This is a genomic window from Fretibacterium sp. OH1220_COT-178 (genome assembly GCF_003860125.1).
Taxonomy (GTDB): Bacteria; Synergistota; Synergistia; order Synergistales; family Aminobacteriaceae; genus CAJPSE01.
Genome location: NZ_RQYL01000004.1, coordinates 106,060 through 121,906 on the forward strand (window position 1 = coordinate 106,060; position 15,847 = coordinate 121,906).

Here is a 15,847-nt window from a genome sequence, read left to right on the forward strand (position 1 = left end):
TCCGGTCACAGTCCTACATCCTTTTCGATGGGGCGAAGCGCCAGGATGGTCTCCTCGATGACCGTGTCGAGAGGCATGCCCATCCGCTCGGCGCCGGCACTGATGACCTCGCGATTGACCCCGCGGGCAAACGCCTTGTCCTTCCACTTTTTCTTGACGGATTTGAGCTCCAGGTCCGATAGCGAGCGGGAGGGACGAACCAGGCCGGCCGTGATGATCAGCCCCGTCAGCTCGTCGATGGTGAAAAGGGTTCGCTCCAGGTCGTTGGAGGGCTCGACGTCGGTACAGATCCCGTAGCCGTGCGACTGGACGGCACGAATGATGTCCTCGTCGACGCCTGCCTCCCGAAGCAGCTCCGGAGCCAGATGACAGTGCCGTTCCGGGGTGTCCGCTGTCCTCTCCCAATCGATGTCGTGCAGGAGCCCCACGACGCCCCAAAGCTCCTCGTCAGCGCCGGCCCTGCGGGCGAAATGGCGCATGGTTCCCTCGACCGCCAGGGCGTGGCGGATGTGGGACTCGTCCTTATTGTGCTCCCTCAGAAGCCGAAGTGCGGTCTCTCGATCCGGTCTCATGGTCTTCCCCCTCGAAAAAAATGAAATCCTCCCGATCCTGAAAGTCCAAGCCGCTCCATGGGAAACGTCCCTCCTACGCCGGGGCGGTCAGAGCAGCTTCCATCCATCGTCTGGCCTCCTCCACCCTCTCCCCGGGGATGGGCTCGAAGGTCACTCCGGCCTCCTCCCTCAGGGTCTGTGCCAGCGGGTCGGGATAGGGGTGGAGGTACCGCACCCGGACGATGCCGGAGTTGAGGATGATCTTCGTGCAGAGGGAGCACGGCTCGTGCGTACAATAGATCGTGCCCCCATCCGTGGCGATGCCCATACGGGCGGCCTGAGCGATCGCGTTCGCCTCGGCGTGGGATCCCCGGCACATCTCGTGCCGCTCACCCGAGGGAATGTTCAAAGCCTGTCTCAGGCAACCGGTGTCCAGACAGTGCCCCGCCCCCATCGGAGCCCCATTGTATCCCGTGCTCACGATCTGCCGGCCGCGAACCACAACCGCACCGACCCTGCGGCGCAGACAGGTGCTCCTCATCGACGCCATCAGGGCGATGGCGATGAAGTAGGTATCCCAATCCGGTCTTGCGGCGGACATGCCATCAGCTCCCATCCACAGTTTTTACCCCGCCGGGAATTTCGCCGGCATGACAAGGTGTATTATAGTATCTTGATTCGTCCCCGCGTAGGGGAGTTTCCGGGTAAAATCTGCGGGGTCCGGCCCGCCGGGAAAGGAATGACAATCGTTTGTACCGCATGCTACGCCCCGTTTTGCTGGCCTGCATGGCCCTGTTTCTCTGTATCGAGTGGGGCCCCCTGAACGCCGAAAGGGCCCGATGGGGCATCGCCTCCGGCGACCCCTTCGTCCCGGAGATCGCCCTGACCTTCGACGACGGGCCCCGAGAACACGGGATGCAGGAGCTGATGGCCGCCCTGTCGCCGTTCGGCGTCCAGGGGACGTTTTTCCTGGTGGGAAAGTTCGCCGATCGCTACGCCTCCGTCACCGCGGCCCTGCACGCGGGGGGACACGCGATCGAAAACCACAGTTTCACGCATCCGAAGCTCTACACCCTCTGGGTGGAGAAGATCGTGAGGGAGACGGAGCGCTGCAACGAGGTGATCGAGGCCCTTGGGATACGCAGGCCCCGCTTCATGCGGCCGCCCGGCGGCTCCTGGAACCTGAAGGTGCTGAACGCCATGAGGCGCATGGATATGCGCCTCGGCCTCTGGAACATCAACAGTGCCGATTACACGGGCAAGTCGGCTGAGGATATCACGGCCCTCATTTTGCGCAAGGCCGCCCCCGGCGCCATCGTTTTGATGCACTCTGGAGTTCCTCAGACGGTGTCGGCGCTTCCGGGGATCGTGCATGAGCTGGAACGACGCGGCTACCGTTTCGTGAGCGTCCAGGACCTCTGGAACTGCGGAGCCATTTAGGAAGGAGCACATCGAAAAGTGTTTACGGTGAAGGAGGCGCGTCCGGGCGACGCCCTGAAGGGCATCGCCCGCATGAATCCCTCCGATATGGAGGCGCTGGGCCTCTCCGAGGGCCAGATCATCGAGATCGTCGGGAAGAAGACGACGGCCGCCCGGGTACGGGCGTGCGAGGAGGACTGCGCGGAGGGCTCCCTGCAGATCGATGGCCTGATGCGGGAGAACGCCCTCGTCTCCCTGGACGACACCGCCGAGGTGCGGCTTGCGGCACACCATTTTGCCGGAAGCGTCTCCTTGCAGCCCCTTGTCGCCGGTCCCCTGACCGACAGGGAGCGCGACTCGGCCTACATTCTCTCGCTGTTGGAGGGACAGCCCCTCACGGCCGGCGATCGCGTCCGGCTGAATCTCTTCGGAACCCGCATTTGCGACTTCATGGTCGCCGAAACGACGCCGGGCGGCGCGGTCGTGGTGAGCAAGTCGACATATCTGAACCTCCTCAAACCCGCAAACGTCGCTCGGCCCCGCAGGATATCCTATGAGGACATCGGCGGTCTGGGCTCTCAGATCCGCAGGGTGCGCGAGATGATCGAACTGCCGCTGCGTTTCCCTCAGGTATTCGAACGGCTTGGCATCCAGCCTCCCAAGGGAGTGCTGCTCTACGGGCCGCCGGGTACGGGCAAGACGGTCATCGCCCGAGCCGTGGCCAACGAGACCGATGCCTGGTTCACGCACATCTCCGGGCCCGAGATCATCGGAAAGTTTTACGGGGAGAGCGAGGAACGCCTGCGCAACATCTTCGAGGAGGCCCAAAGCCGTTCCCCCTCCATCATCTTCATCGACGAGATCGACGCCATCGCTCCGAAGCGAGAGGACATGGGGGGCGAGAAGCAGGTGGAGCGACGGGTCGTGGCCCAGCTGCTGGCATTGATGGACGGACTCGAGTCGCGCGGGCAGATCATCGTCATCGGAGCGACGAACATACCCAACTCCCTGGACCCGGCGCTGCGCCGTCCGGGGCGCTTCGACCGCGAGATCGCCGTACCGATCCCCGACCGCAAGGGGCGTCTCGAAATTCTGCAGATCCATACGCGCGGCATGCCGCTTTCGGGGGACGTCGATCTCAAAAGGGTTGCGGACCTCTCCCACGGATTCGTCGGAGCGGACCTCGAGGCCCTGGCGAAGGAGGCGGCTATGGCCTGCGTCCGGGATATTCTTCCCTACGTCAATCTTCAGACGCAGGAGATCCCCTACGAGAAGGTCGCCTCCCTCGAGGTGCGGATGGGACACTTCATGGCCGCCCTGATGGAGATCGATCCGTCGGCCATCCGGGAGGTGTTCGTGGAGATTCCCGACGTCTCCTGGGAGGACGTCGGCGGGCTCGAGGAGATCAAGGAGGAGCTCATCAACGCCGTGAGCTGGCCCCTTCAGCATGCCGAGCTCTTCGAGCGCTACGCGGTCCAGCCCACGCGGGGCATCATGCTGCACGGCCCCTCCGGAACGGGAAAGACGCTTCTGGCCAAGGCCCTGGCGAAGGAGAGCGGGGTCAATTTCATCTCGGTCAAGGGTCCCTCCCTCATGTCTCGCTACGTGGGCGAGTCGGAGCGGGCGATCCGGGAGGTCTTCAGGACGGCCCGTCAGGCCGCGCCATCCATTCTCTACTTCGATGAAATCGAGTCCCTCGTCCCCATCCGCGGCCGAGAGGCCGGAGGCTCGGCCTTCACGGAACGGGTCATCGGGCAATTTATGTCCGAGATGAGCGGCATCGAGGACCTTCAAGGCGTCGTCGTCCTGGCGACGACGAATCGGCTGGATCTGGTGGACCCCGCCCTGCTGGTCTCCGGGCGCTTCGATCTGGTCCTGGAGCTGCCCCTCCCCGACGCCGCAGCCCGAGAGGAGATCTTCCGCATCGAGCTGCGGCAAAAGCCGCTGGCCCCGGATATCGACATCAAAGCTCTGGCGGCCCTTACCGAGGGGACGAGCGGTGCGGATATCGCCTTCGTCTGCCGCAAGGCGACGACCGAGGCCATCAAGACCCTCATGCTGGAGGGGCACGGCGAGCTTCGCCTGGAGCGGCCCCATTTCGATACGGCGCTCCGAGAGCTGGGCAAGCGCGAGCGCTGAGAGGTGCGGCGTCCTGAAGGGTCCCCCCGCACCTCCCAGATCCATCAGGACGCCTTCATCGCCTTTTTTGCCCGTCGTCGATCTCCTCCCCGGCAAGCCCGGCGCATTCCTTTTCGACCCCCGCCAGACGCGCCAGGCCGCGGTCGACCACGACAACGACGTCGGGATGGAGCTTGAGCGCCGTACAGGGGACCTCAGGGCAAACCCGGTCGTCCTGGAGCAGGGCCCTCAGGGGCTCCGCCTTGGAGGGCCCATGGACGAGCAGCACGATTCTGGCGGCGTTCAGAATATCTCCGATTCCCATCGTCACGGCCTGGGAGGGAACCTCATCCAGAGAGGAGAAAAAGCGCTGGTTGTCCCTGCGGGTGCCCTCTTCCAGGGTCACGACGTGGGCCCAGGGAGCGAAGAAGGGAGCAGGCTCATTGAACCCGATGTGCCCATTGCTCCCGAGCCCCAGCAATTGAAGGTCCCGGGGCCTGGAGTCCAGAAATCCCTGGAACTCCTCGAGCATCTTGTCCCGAGGCAGGGTTCCTCTCGGCACACAGGTTCTGGCCTTGTCGATGTCCACGTGATCGAAGAGCTTGTGGTCCATGTAGTGGCGGTAACTTTGGACATGGGAGGGCTCGAGCCCGACGTATTCGTCCAGGTTCACCGTGGCGACGGAACGGAAGGACAGCCCCTCGGCGTCGTGACGCCTCCGGAGTTCCGCATAGACGCCCTCCATTGAACCGCCGGTGGCAAGCCCGAGACAAACATCCCCCCGCACCACGACCTCCGCGACGAGTCCGGCGACGATGGAGCAGCTCTCCTCGTGATCCCCGGTGAGAATCACGCTCAGTTTTTTCCTCAACGTTAAACACCTCCATGATCAAGCGGACGCAAAACCCTCCGCCTCACGATTGGCACCAGTATATACCCATCCCGGGACGGCGCGTCCGCCGCAACTCTCAAAACACGCCGCAGGGCCTCTTGATCGCCGGTTCGATTCCGCAGGCGTTATACTTATGTCTACGCACCCCGGAGCCGCCAAGGCCATTTTCCGCGGCACGAAAATTCTCGCACACGAAGGATGATGCTTTTCAATGCCCCTCACCACCGAAACGAGCAACGAACGCACCGCCGAACTCGACGCCATGTCTTTGGGAGACATCCTGGCCGTCATGAACGATGAGGACGCGCGGGTCCCCGAGGCGATACGCAAGGCCCTGCCCAGGATCGAGGCCGCGGTTCGGCGGGCCTTCGCGTCCCTGAGACGAGGGGGGCGGCTGATCTATCTGGGGGCCGGCACCAGCGGTCGCCTTGGGGTGCTGGACGCCGTGGAGTGCGTACCGACGTTCGGAGTCCCTCCCGACCGGGTACTGGGGCTGATCGCCGGAGGCTCGGAGGCCATGATGCGCGCGGTCGAGGGCGCCGAGGACGACCCGGCCTTGGGCGTGGCCGACCTGAAATCGATCTTGCTCTCGAAGGAGGATACCGTCGTGGGGATCGCGGCCAGCGGCCGGACGCCCTACGTCATCGGAGCTCTGAAGTACGCCCGCAGCGTCGGTGCTGCAACGGTCTCCCTCTCCTGCAACGAGGGGGCTCCCCTGTCTCGGGTCGCCGACGTCCCCATCGAAATCTCCCCCGGCCCCGAAGTCCTGACCGGCTCCACGCGACTCAAAGCCGGAAGTGTCCAGAAGATGGTCCTCAACATGATCTCGACCGCCTCCATGGTTCTGTGGGGTAAGGTCTACAAAAACCTGATGGTGGACGTGCGGGCCACAAACGAGAAGCTGAGGCTCCGGGCCGAGAACATCGTGATGGCTGCTGCCGAAGTCGGGCGGCAGGAGGCACGCCGAGCTCTTGCGGACTCCGGAGGTGACTGCAAGCCGGCCATCGTCTCCCTGTTGCTGCACTGTTCCGACGAGGAGGCGCGCGAGACCCTGAAAAGAGCGGATGGACGCGTGAGAACCGCGATCGAAGGCAACTGACATCGATCGCGGCTTGCTAGAGGAGGCTTTTTCATGAAACTGCTCACCGGCGGCAGGGTGATCGAGGGTAAAACGCTGAGGGAAGGTCATGCGCTCCTCTTCTCGGATCGGGTGCTCTCCTGTATCCCGGAGGATGCGGCCGACGGGATCGACGCCGAGCGCATACACCTGAACGGGGAATACGTCTGTCCGGGACTCGTGGACATCCACGTTCATGGCGCCCGGGGCATCGACATCATGGACGCTACGGACGAGGCCGTGGACAATCTGAGCCTCGCCATGGCGCGGAACGGGACCACCGCCTTCGCCCCCGCTTCCGTGACCGCGCCGATGCCCGAACTCGAGGCCGCGGTCGAGGCCGTACGCCGGGGAATGCGACGGTCCCTTCCGGGCGCGGCCCTGATCGGCATCCACCTCGAGGGCCCATGGATCGAGCCGGAGATGAAGGGGGCGCATCCGCCGGAATGGATTCTCGCGAAACCGGATGCCGAGTGGGTGGCCGAGCGTGCGGACGCCATACGCATCCTCACCTACTCGCCGATGCTCGATCCCGATCATGCGTTCTTGAGGCACCTGCTCGAGCTCGGCATCGTCCCCTCGCTGGGACATACCACAGCCGATTTTGACGCGGCGCGTTCGGCCATAGAGGCCGGCGCCAGGTCGATCACGCACCTGTTCAACGCCCAGATGGGACTCCATCATCGGCGCCCGGGGATGATCGGGGCGGCTGCGGTGACGGAGGTGATGTGCGAGCTCATCGCCGACGGCCACCATATCCGTTCCGAGCTCTTCGAGCCCCTCTGCCGTCTCATCGGAACGGATCGGCTGATCCTGATTACGGACGCCATCCGATCCGCCGGACTGCCCGACGGGGAATACGACTTTGCGGGCGGTCGGGTTCGGGTCGAGGACGGCCTGCCCGTTCAGCCGGACGGGACGATCGCCGGCAGTTCCCTGGCCCTGAACCGAGCGGTGCAAAACTTCCGGCTCGCCACGGGACGTCCCCTCCCGGAGGTCATCGGCATGGCGGCGCGAAACCCGGCCCGCCTCCTTGGGCTGACGCGCAAGGGCAGCCTGGATCCGGGGTCCGATGCCGATATCGTCTGTCTGGACGAGGATCTGAACGTGGCCATGACCTTCGTCGGCGGGAGACGGGTCGTCTAGGCCGATTCGCCGAAGCCAAAACGAGAGGGCCCCCGGTCCGGGACAGCCCTCTCGTTTTGACTTCGGCTCCAATCCGCCCCTTCGCCCAAGATGGGGCTACTTCGCCGGCAGAACCTCCAGCCAATAGCCGTCGGGATCCTGGATAAAGTAGATCCCCATCTTCTCGTTCTCGTAGCAGATCCAGCCCCTCTCCCGGTGAAAGTCCCGCATACCCTCGAAATCGTCAGCCCTGAAGGCCAGGTGAAACTCCTGATCCCCCAGGTCGTAGGGCTGCGTGCGCTCCTTCAGCCAGGTGAGCTCCAGGGTGAACCCCTCCTTGCCGTCCCCGAGATAGACGATGATGAACGCCTCGTCCGTGATACGCCGTACCTCTTTGAGCCCCAAGGCCTCCTCGTAAAAGGCCATGCTCCTCTCGAGGTCCAGGACGTTGAAGTTGAAGTGGCAAAAATGCGCTTTCATTGCGGCACCCCCCTCAAAAAAATGCAACAAGGACGATCGGCTCGGCGCTAATCCTCATCCTCGTCCGAAACCACCTGTATCCGCAGCTCCTCCAGCCGCGCCTCCTCGACGGAGTCCGGGGCCTTGGAGAGGAGACACTGGGCCTTTTGCGTCTTCGGGAAGGGCATAACCTCCCGGATGGACTGCCCGCCGCAGAGCAGGGTCGCCAGCCGGTCCATCCCCAGGGCGATGCCTCCGTGGGGGGGAGTCCCGTAGGAAAGCGCCTCCAAAAAGAAGCCGAAGCGCCGCTTCGCCTCCTCCGGCGATATCCCCAGACACTGGAAGGCCCTGGATTGTACGTGCGGATCGTGAATGCGGATGGAGCCGCCGCCCACCTCGTTGCCGTTGAGCACGCAATCGTAGGCACGGGCCAGGGCACGACCGGGATCGGACTCCATGAGGTCGAGCTCCTCCAGCACGGGGGAGGTGAAGGGGTGGTGCATGGCTGTCCAGCGCTTCTCCTCCTCGCTCCACTCGAAAAGCGGGAAACGCGTAACCCAAAGGAATCTCCAGGCCTTATCGTCCAGCAATCCCCGGGATTTGCCCAGGTCCAGGCGCAGAACGCCCAGGATCGTACAGGCCTTGGCGCGGTCGGCATCGGCCACCACAAACAGGGCATCGCCATCGTTCAACCCGGCAAGCACCCTCAGGCGAGCCAGTTCCGACTCGGAGAGAAACTTGACCAGGGGCCCTTTGAACGTCCCCTCCCTGAGCTGAAACGCCGCCAAGCCGGAGGCCCCGAACTTCTTGGCCCTCTCCTCCAGGTCGGCGAGCTCCTTGCGAGACAGGGAGGCTCCGCCGGGAAGCGCCAGGGCGCGCACCACGCCCCCCTTCGCGATAAGGGCGCGGAAGGGCTCGAAGGAGGATTCCGCGAACACCGTTCCCACGTCGCAGAGTTGCAGCGGGATGCGGAGGTCGGGCTTGTCGCTGCCGTAGAGGTCCATGGCGTCCCAATAGGTCATGCGGTCGAAGGGGACGGGGATGTCGACCCCGAGAATTTCCTTGAAGAGTCCTTTCATGTAGCCCTCGATGAGCTCCATCACATCGTCCTCGACGACGTAGCTCATCTCGATGTCGACCTGCGTGAACTCCGGCTGTCGGTCGGCCCGCAGATCCTCGTCCCGGAAACACCTGGCGATCTGATAGTAGCGGTCGCAACCGCCGATCATCAGAATCTGTTTGAAGAGCTGAGGGGATTGGGGAAGCGCATAGAACGCTCCCGGAGTGATCCGGCTCGGGACCAGGTAGTCCCGCGCCCCCTCCGGAGTCGCCTTCGTGAGCATGGGGGTCTCGACCTCCATGAAGCCACGCTCGTCCAGGTATCTATGGGTGAAGGCATTCATTCGGCTGCGGACGCGGAGGTTGTGCTGCATCCTCTCGCGGCGGAGATCCAGGTAGCGATAGGTCAGGCGCAGGTTCTCGTCGACCTTGTCGGTCCCCTCCCCGACCTCGAAGGGCAGAGGCGCGGCGGAGGACAGAAGCAGGAAGTCCTCCGCCACGATCTCCACACGCCCCGTCTTGAGGGAGGGATTCTCGGTCCCCTCGGGCCGAGTGCGAAGCCGGCCCTTCACGGCGATGCAATATTCACTCCTGAGGTCCCCCGCGCGCGCGTGGACATCCCCCGCTTCGGGATCGAAGACCACCTGAACGGAGCCGCTGTAATCCCAGAGTTCCAAAAAGATGATGCCTCCCAAATCACGGCGGCGGCGAACCCAGCCGTTGGCCCTTACCGAACTGCCGATCTCGACCGCCCCGAAATCCCCGCACCGCGAAGACCGCTGCCAGGATTTATCGAAAAAATCCGTCCGCATTCCCTCCAGCTCCTTCTCATTGGAAAACAACATACGATCGAGCCGCCTCCGTCCTCATCTTATGCCCGTTCCCGGGCCAGTATCCCCCAGAGCTCCTCGTGCATATCCGTCCGACAGGCCCCCCGAGGTTCCACAAAACGTCCTATAATTTTTGAATCGATGCCTTCATGGGCGAGGCAGGCTCGGGCTTCCTCCGCGCCATCGGGCGGCAGGGCCGCCACCAACATCCCCGAGGAAATCAGGTGCAGGGGATCGAAGCCGATTGCGGTGGCAGCCCGGCGCGTGAGGGGCGAAACCGGGATCGCGTCAAAGTCCAGCGCGATGCCGAGCCCGCAGGCATTGCGTATCTCCAGCAAGCCCCCCTCCAAGCCTCCCTCGGTCGGATCGTGCAGATAGCGCGCGAAGTCCCGAAGCAGGCGGGCCTCCCGGACGACCGACAGGTCCCCCTGCCAGGACCGCACCTCCTCCAACTCGGAGGGCTCGAGGCAAGACAAAAGATCCGGCCTGTCATGGGCCAGGATGGACATCCCCTCCAGTCCGGCGTGCCCGGTCACCAGGACGAGATCTCCCTCCTCGATCCGATCGGCACTCAGGATACGACGCGAGGGACCCAGCATGGTCCCCACGATGACCGGCCTGTCGTAGCGGTCCGTCAGTTCCGTGTGCCCTCCGACAACGGCAATGCCCATATCCGCGCAGGTCTCGTGCACCTCAGCCATGATGCGCTCAATCAAGGGCAACCCCTCGTTTGAGGGAACGATGAGCGTAACGATCAACCAAGCGGGGTCCGCCCCCTTGCAGGCGACATCGTTGGCATTGATGTGCACCAAAAGGCGTCCCGCACCGACGGTGGCTCCCACCACGGGATCCGACGCCGCGACGAGATAGGGAGCGTCTGACCACTGGATCACCGCCGCATCCTCCCCCAGACCGCCGCCGACTGGGACGTCGGGGCGTGGCGCGCCGGAGTAGCGCAGCACCCCCTGCAAAAGCAGGTCGGGCGGCAATTTTCCCACGATCGTCTTCTCGCTTTCCAGCATGGCACCCTTCCTCCTAAGCCACAAATCGCACACCGTCTTCACACCCGGACGGAAAACTGCAGGCCGCTCTCTCGTTCAAGCATTTTAACACCCGACAAGACGACACGCATCCAGAAATCGCCGAAGCCCGGCTTCGGGCATACAGGATAAGACGGGGACCCCTTCCGCCCAGGGCGGAGGGCTCCCCGTTTGCCGTCCACGCGGCCGCGGGCCGCGAAAAGCGCCGTTCGATCGTCAGGACAAAAGCGTCAGCATGACTCCCGCGGCGACGGCCGTGCCGATGACCCCAGCCACGTTGGGCCCCATGGCGTGCATCAGGAGATAATTGCCCGGATTTTCGGCCTGCGCCACGCGTTGAACCACGCGGGCCGCCATGGGGACTGCGGACACCCCCGCCGAGCCGATCATGGGATTGATCCGCCCGCCCGTGAGCACCTTCATGAGCTGGCCGCAAAGCACGCCGCCGGCGGTGCTGAAGATGAAGGCCACCAGCCCAAGCAGGATGATGACCAGCGTACGGGCCTGGAGGAAATATTGGGCCTCCATCGTCGACCCGACGGCCAGCCCCAGGAATATCGTGGTGATGTTGAGGATCTCGTTCTGGGCGGCCAGGCTCAGCCGATCGGTCGCCCCGCACTCCCGCAGGAGATTGCCGAACATCAGCATGCCCACCAGAGGGACGGAGGCCGGGAGGATCAGCCCCGCCACGATGGTGCAGATGATGGGGAAGAGGATTTTCTCTCGCTTGCTGACGGGACGGAGCTGCCCCATTCGGATGGCCCGGTCCTTCTTGGAGGTCAGCAGTTTGATTATGGGGGGCTGGATCAGCGGAACCAGGGACATGTAGCTGTAAGCGGCCACCGCAATGGCCCCCAGGATCGCCTGCTGCCCCAGCTTCATCGTCAGATAGATGCTGGTGGGGCCGTCGGCCCCGCCGATGATCGCGATGCTGGCGGCCTGTCTGATGTTGAAGCCTATATCGAGGCCGAACTGGGCCGCGATGGGCCCCACCCAGTTGGCGCTGATAAAGGCTATGAAAACGCCGAACTGGGCCGCCGCCCCAAGAAGGAAGGTCGTGGGATTGGCGAGGAGCGGTCCGAAATCCGTCAAAGCTCCTATACCCAAAAAGATGATGATGGGATAGATTTCATGCTGGGCTCCAAAGTAGACGTAGCGCAGAAACCCCACCGCCCCCTCGGCGTCGGACATGATTCCGGACAGGGGCAGATTGACCAGGAGACATCCGAAGGCAATGGGCACCAGCAACAGGGGTTCGAATCCCTTGCCGATGGCCATGTAGAGGAGAACCAGGGCGACGATCAGCATGACCACGTTGCCGGTCCCCATGGACGAGAACAAAACGGAGAATCCCGAGTTGTTCACCAGGTCGCGTAAGGCTGTGAGATACACTTCCATGACTGCGCTATCCCTCCCAAAATCCCCCCGGCCAGCGACGGGGGCGTCGTCCCGTCGAAACGGGACAAGTTCGAACCCTTCGAGTTCGATTTGGCCTTCAAAAAGACAACTTGGGATAACATAACACAAAAAGCCCAAATAAGCACGCCGCCCCCTCGGGAAACGAGAAGAATGCCACACGAGCCGAAAAGGTATTGCCCCTCGGCTCGTCCTCTGCGTGAATTCCGCCCCATTGGCCGTTCCGTGTGCTAAAATAACGTGATTTGTCGGTTTCGTTCGAGTGCGGGTACGAGATATTCAATTCTGCAAGGACGGGGTGTTCTGAAGATGAAGAGAAACAGGGAGTTGCCCAAGGGCTATTCGCCCGACACGATGGAGGAGAGGTGGTACGAGTCCTGGATGCAGGAGGGATTGTTCGACGCGGAGGTCGATCCCTCCCGTCCGGCGTTCTCCATCGTCATTCCGCCCCCCAACGTCACGGGCTCCCTCCACATGGGACACGCCTTCAACAATACCTTTCAAGATATCCTCTGCCGGACGAAACGCATGCAGGGGTTCAACGTCCTCTGGCTTCCGGGCACGGACCACGCGGGCATCGCAACCCAGAACGTCGTCGAGAAAAGCCTCGCCGCCCAGGGGCTGAGCCGTCACGACCTGGGGCGCGAGGCCTTCGTGGAGAGGGTCTGGGAGTGGAAAAAGGTCTATGGGGATCGCATCATCACCCAGATGAAGCGATTGGGCAACTCCTGCGACTGGCGGAGGGAACGCTTCACCTTCGACGAAGGTCTGTCCCGTGCGGTCCGCTCCGTGTTCGTGCGGCTCTATAAAAAGGACCTGATCTACAGGGGCAAGTACATCATCAACTGGTGTCCGCGCTGCCATACGGCCCTCTCCGATCTCGAGGTGGAATACGAGGAGAGGCCGGGGAGCTTCTATTATGTGCGCTATCCGTTCGTGGATGGCTCGGGGGAGATCGTCGTGGCCACCACCCGTCCGGAGACGATTATCGGCGACGTGGCCATAGCCGTCCACCCGCGGTCGGAACAGTACCGCGATCTGATCGGCAAGAGGGTGCGTGTGCCGCTGACGGACCGCGAAATTCCCATCATCGAGGACAACATGGTGGATCCCGAGTTCGGAACCGGTTGCGTGAAGATCACCCCGGCACACGACCCCAACGACTTTCTGGTCGGGCTTCGGCACGACCTGCCGCAGCTGCAGGTCATCGATTCCGAGGGGATCATGAACGAGAACGCCGGAAAGTATCAGGGGATGACGATCGAGAAGGCCCGCAAGGCCGCGGCGGAGGACCTGGAGGCTCAGGGCCTGTTGGTGCGCTCCGAGGAGATCTCGCACTCCGTCGGGCATTGCCAACGGTGCAGCACGACCGTGGAGCCGTATCTCTCCGAACAGTGGTTCGTCCGCGTAAAGCCCTTGGCCGACCGAGGCGTTCAGGCCGTAAAGGACGGACGCATCGCCTGGATTCCCGAGCAGTGGGAGAGGACCTATTTTCAATGGATGGAAAACATCCGCGACTGGTGCATCTCGCGCCAGCTCTGGTGGGGACATCGCATCCCGGCATGGACCTGTTCCGAGTGCGGGCACATCACCGTCGCGGAGGAGGACCCGACGGCCTGTGAGCGGTGCGGGGCGCCCGATATTCTTCAGGACGAGGACGTACTGGACACCTGGTTCAGCAGCGCGCTCTGGCCCTTTTCCACGATGGGGTGGCCGGACGAGACCCCGGAGCTGAAATATTATTACCCGACTTCCCTGATGGTCACGGGATTCGACATCATCTTCTTCTGGGTCGCCCGCATGATCATGATGGGACTCGAATTCATGGACGAGGTGCCGTTCCGGGACGTCTACATCCACTCGCTGATTCGGGACGAACACGGACAGAAGATGAGCAAATCCAAGGGGAACGTGATCGACCCGCTGGACATGATCGACAAATACGGCGCCGACGCGCTGCGCATGGCCCTCGCGGCGCTCTCCACCCAGGGGCGCGACATCCTGCTCTCGTCCGGCAGGATCGAGACCTATCGACTCTTTATGAACAAGCTCTGGAACGCGGCGCGATTCGCCCTCATGAACCTCGACGACGAGCGCCAGGCCATCGACCCCGCACAGTTGCGGCTTCAGGACCGCTGGATTCTGGACCGCACTCAGGAGATGACGGAGCGGATCACCGGCCTGATCGACGCCTACGACATCGGATCCGCCGCCCGGGCCCTGTACGACTTCCTCTGGGGTGACGTCTGCGACTGGTATCTGGAGATGGCCAAGCCGGCCCTCAGGGGCGACGAAGGGGAGACCCGCAAAAAGGCGGTTCAGGGCACCCTCGAGGAGGTTTTCCACACGACCCTGCTTCTCCTTCACCCCTTTATTCCCTTCGTGACGGAGGAGCTGTGGTCCGCCTTCGGCTACGGCGGGACCTCCGTCATGCGCACGGCATGGCCCAAGCCCAGGGAGGAGTTCCGATTCGAGGTCGCGGAGGCCATGCGCAACGTCCAGGAGACGGTACGCGTCCTGCGCAACCTGAGGGCCGAGGCGCGGGTTGCCCCCCAACAATGGATGAACCATGCGACCATCCGGATGGACGACGCCGAACTGAGGGATACCCTCGAGGGGGCCCTGCAGCAGATTGCCGGATTGTGCCGCATCCGGGAGATCGCGATCCTTCCGATGTCCGCTCCGCGCCCCGCGGCCTCGCTCTCCTCCGTCGTCGCCTCCGCCGAGGTCAGCCTGCCCGTAGGGGATGTCTTGGACGTAACGGCTGAGATTGCCCGGCTGACTCAGGAGGTCGCCTCGATAGAGAAGACCGTGAATGCGAGCCGGGACCGGTTGAACAAACCCGATTTCGTGGCCAGGGCCCCGCAGGAAGTCGTGGAGAAGGAGCGTAACCGTGTCGCGGAGGGTACGGCACAGATCGCCCGGCTGAAGGAAAATCTGGAGAGCCTCAGCCGCTGACCCCGGCGGGCACAAGATTCGAAGCACAAGACGAGGACGCGGGGCCCGTGTTTTTTCCACAGGCTCCGCGTCCTCGTCTCATGCCTCGGGGTTGTTTCCGCCCCCGGATACTTGTTCCATGGTCTCGGGGCTCATCTGGGCAAAGCCGACCTTCCAGGCCATGACCGCCGCCTGGGTGCGGTCTCGAAGCTCCAGTTTCTTGAGCATGTGACTGACGTGGTTCTTCACCGTCTTCTCGGAAAGCACGGTTTTCTCGGCCACCTCGAGGTTGCTGTAGCCCTGGGCCAGCCAGTAGAGCACCACCTTTTCCCTGGGAGAGAGCTCCGCCAGCAGGTCGCTTTCGCTCTTGCGCTTGGCGAAGCTGGTCATCAACTTTCCCGCCACCCGCGGATCGACGTAAGGCTCCCTTCGATACGCGGCACGAATCGCCGCGATCAGCTCCACACGGCCGGAGGACTTCAGGACGAACCCCATCACCCCCTCGGCCGAGAGGGTCGCCAGGCAATCCTCGTCGTCATAAGCGCTCACGGCGATGGGGACGACCTTCAATTTGAGGCTGTTGATCTCGCGGGCCAGCTGGACCCCATCCATCTTGGGCATATTGATATCGAAAAGAACGATGTCGGGATTGTGTTCGCGGAGCAGCTGAAGTGCCTCCTCTCCGTTGGAGGCCTCGCCCACGACCTTGACCTCGGGTTCCAGTTCCAGGATTTTACGCAGACCGTCACGAAAGAGCTTGTGGTCGTCCGCCAGAACAATCTGGATCACTATAAGCCCTCCTTCAGCAAAGATGTCGGCCGTGAAGACAAGCGGGCCGCGGACTCGAGAGCCGGAAGGATGAGAATTTCTCCGAACAAGGCCGC

The 15,847-nt window shown here is 63.2% G+C and carries 13 protein-coding genes; 5 read left to right on the forward strand and 8 right to left on the reverse strand.

Annotated elements, in window-relative coordinates; genetic code table 11:
• Positions 1-5 precede the first annotated feature (5 nt).
• Both EII26_RS02825 and EII26_RS02830 read right to left on the reverse strand, forming a co-directional pair.
• Positions 6-572, reverse strand: a complete 567-nt coding sequence (locus tag EII26_RS02825) for an HDIG domain-containing metalloprotein (protein ID WP_124887627.1) — start codon at positions 570-572, stop codon at positions 6-8.
• A 73-nt stretch (positions 573-645) separates the two neighbouring features.
• The gene (locus EII26_RS02830) at positions 646-1,152 is read right to left on the reverse strand and encodes a deoxycytidylate deaminase (protein WP_124887628.1); all 507 of its coding nucleotides are present in this window, start codon (positions 1,150-1,152) and stop codon (positions 646-648) included.
• Positions 1,153-1,310: 158 nt separating this feature from the next.
• Between EII26_RS02830 and EII26_RS02835 the strand changes: the two genes are divergently transcribed.
• On the forward strand, positions 1,311-1,991 hold the full coding sequence (locus tag EII26_RS02835) for a polysaccharide deacetylase family protein (RefSeq protein ID WP_124887629.1): 681 nt from the start codon (positions 1,311-1,313) through the stop codon (positions 1,989-1,991).
• Positions 1,992-2,009: 18 nt separating this feature from the next.
• Positions 2,010-4,109, forward strand: coding sequence for a CDC48 family AAA ATPase (locus tag EII26_RS02840; RefSeq protein WP_124887630.1), 2,100 nt, complete (start codon positions 2,010-2,012; stop codon positions 4,107-4,109).
• Positions 4,110-4,164: 55 nt separating this feature from the next.
• On the opposite strand, the gene EII26_RS02845 is transcribed toward EII26_RS02840, so the two are convergent.
• Positions 4,165-4,959 (reverse strand): glucosamine-6-phosphate deaminase, encoded by a 795-nt coding sequence (locus EII26_RS02845; RefSeq protein ID WP_199735028.1) that lies wholly within the window; start codon positions 4,957-4,959, stop codon positions 4,165-4,167.
• A 232-nt stretch (positions 4,960-5,191) separates the two neighbouring features.
• Between EII26_RS02845 and murQ the strand changes: the two genes are divergently transcribed.
• Both murQ and nagA read left to right on the forward strand, forming a co-directional pair.
• A complete protein-coding gene (gene murQ / locus EII26_RS02850; protein ID WP_124887631.1) occupies positions 5,192-6,079 on the forward strand; it encodes an N-acetylmuramic acid 6-phosphate etherase in 888 nt (295 codons plus the stop codon).
• Between the two features lie 33 nt (positions 6,080-6,112).
• On the forward strand, positions 6,113-7,243 hold the full coding sequence (gene nagA, locus EII26_RS02855; RefSeq protein WP_124887632.1) for an N-acetylglucosamine-6-phosphate deacetylase: 1,131 nt from the start codon (positions 6,113-6,115) through the stop codon (positions 7,241-7,243).
• A gap of 96 nt (positions 7,244-7,339) precedes the next feature.
• Here the strand turns inward: nagA and EII26_RS02860 are convergent, their stop codons facing one another.
• The 4 genes from EII26_RS02860 to EII26_RS02875 form a co-directional block, all read right to left on the reverse strand.
• Positions 7,340-7,702 carry a VOC family protein gene (locus EII26_RS02860; RefSeq protein WP_124887633.1) on the reverse strand — a complete coding sequence of 121 codons (363 nt, stop codon included), beginning with the start codon at positions 7,700-7,702 and terminating at the stop codon, positions 7,340-7,342.
• A gap of 47 nt (positions 7,703-7,749) precedes the next feature.
• Entirely contained in the window at positions 7,750-9,585 is a 1,836-nt protein-coding gene (gene aspS, locus EII26_RS02865) for an aspartate--tRNA ligase (RefSeq protein ID WP_233572566.1), read from the reverse strand.
• Between the two features lie 26 nt (positions 9,586-9,611).
• A complete protein-coding gene (locus tag EII26_RS02870; RefSeq protein ID WP_124887634.1) occupies positions 9,612-10,592 on the reverse strand; it encodes an AIR synthase related protein in 981 nt (326 codons plus the stop codon).
• A gap of 234 nt (positions 10,593-10,826) precedes the next feature.
• Positions 10,827-12,008, reverse strand: a complete 1,182-nt coding sequence (locus EII26_RS02875) for a sodium ion-translocating decarboxylase subunit beta (RefSeq protein WP_124887635.1) — start codon at positions 12,006-12,008, stop codon at positions 10,827-10,829.
• Positions 12,009-12,335: 327 nt separating this feature from the next.
• On the opposite strand from EII26_RS02875, the gene EII26_RS02880 reads away from it, so the two are divergent.
• The gene (locus tag EII26_RS02880; RefSeq protein ID WP_124887636.1) at positions 12,336-14,984 is read left to right on the forward strand and encodes a valine--tRNA ligase; all 2,649 of its coding nucleotides are present in this window, start codon (positions 12,336-12,338) and stop codon (positions 14,982-14,984) included.
• A gap of 78 nt (positions 14,985-15,062) precedes the next feature.
• Here the strand turns inward: EII26_RS02880 and EII26_RS02885 are convergent, their stop codons facing one another.
• Entirely contained in the window at positions 15,063-15,752 is a 690-nt protein-coding gene (locus EII26_RS02885) for a response regulator (RefSeq protein ID WP_158612119.1), read from the reverse strand.
• Positions 15,753-15,847 lie beyond the last annotated feature (95 nt).

Bases quoted from the DNA above. Each gene is read 5' to 3' on its own strand.
- EII26_RS02825 (WP_124887627.1), bottom strand. From the start codon at position 572: ATGAGACCGGATCGAGAGACCGCACTTCGGCTTCTGAGGGAGCACAAT.
- EII26_RS02830 (WP_124887628.1), bottom strand. From the start codon at position 1,152: ATGTCCGCCGCAAGACCGGATTGGGATACCTACTTCATCGCCATCGCC.
- EII26_RS02835 (WP_124887629.1), top strand. From the start codon at position 1,311: ATGCTACGCCCCGTTTTGCTGGCCTGCATGGCCCTGTTTCTCTGTATC.
- murQ (WP_124887631.1), top strand. From the start codon at position 5,192: ATGCCCCTCACCACCGAAACGAGCAACGAACGCACCGCCGAACTCGAC.
- nagA (WP_124887632.1), top strand. From the start codon at position 6,113: ATGAAACTGCTCACCGGCGGCAGGGTGATCGAGGGTAAAACGCTGAGG.
- EII26_RS02860 (WP_124887633.1), bottom strand. From the start codon at position 7,702: ATGAAAGCGCATTTTTGCCACTTCAACTTCAACGTCCTGGACCTCGAG.
- aspS (WP_233572566.1), bottom strand. From the start codon at position 9,585: ATGTTGTTTTCCAATGAGAAGGAGCTGGAGGGAATGCGGACGGATTTT.
- EII26_RS02870 (WP_124887634.1), bottom strand. From the start codon at position 10,592: ATGCTGGAAAGCGAGAAGACGATCGTGGGAAAATTGCCGCCCGACCTG.
- EII26_RS02875 (WP_124887635.1), bottom strand. From the start codon at position 12,008: ATGGAAGTGTATCTCACAGCCTTACGCGACCTGGTGAACAACTCGGGA.
- EII26_RS02880 (WP_124887636.1), top strand. From the start codon at position 12,336: ATGAAGAGAAACAGGGAGTTGCCCAAGGGCTATTCGCCCGACACGATG.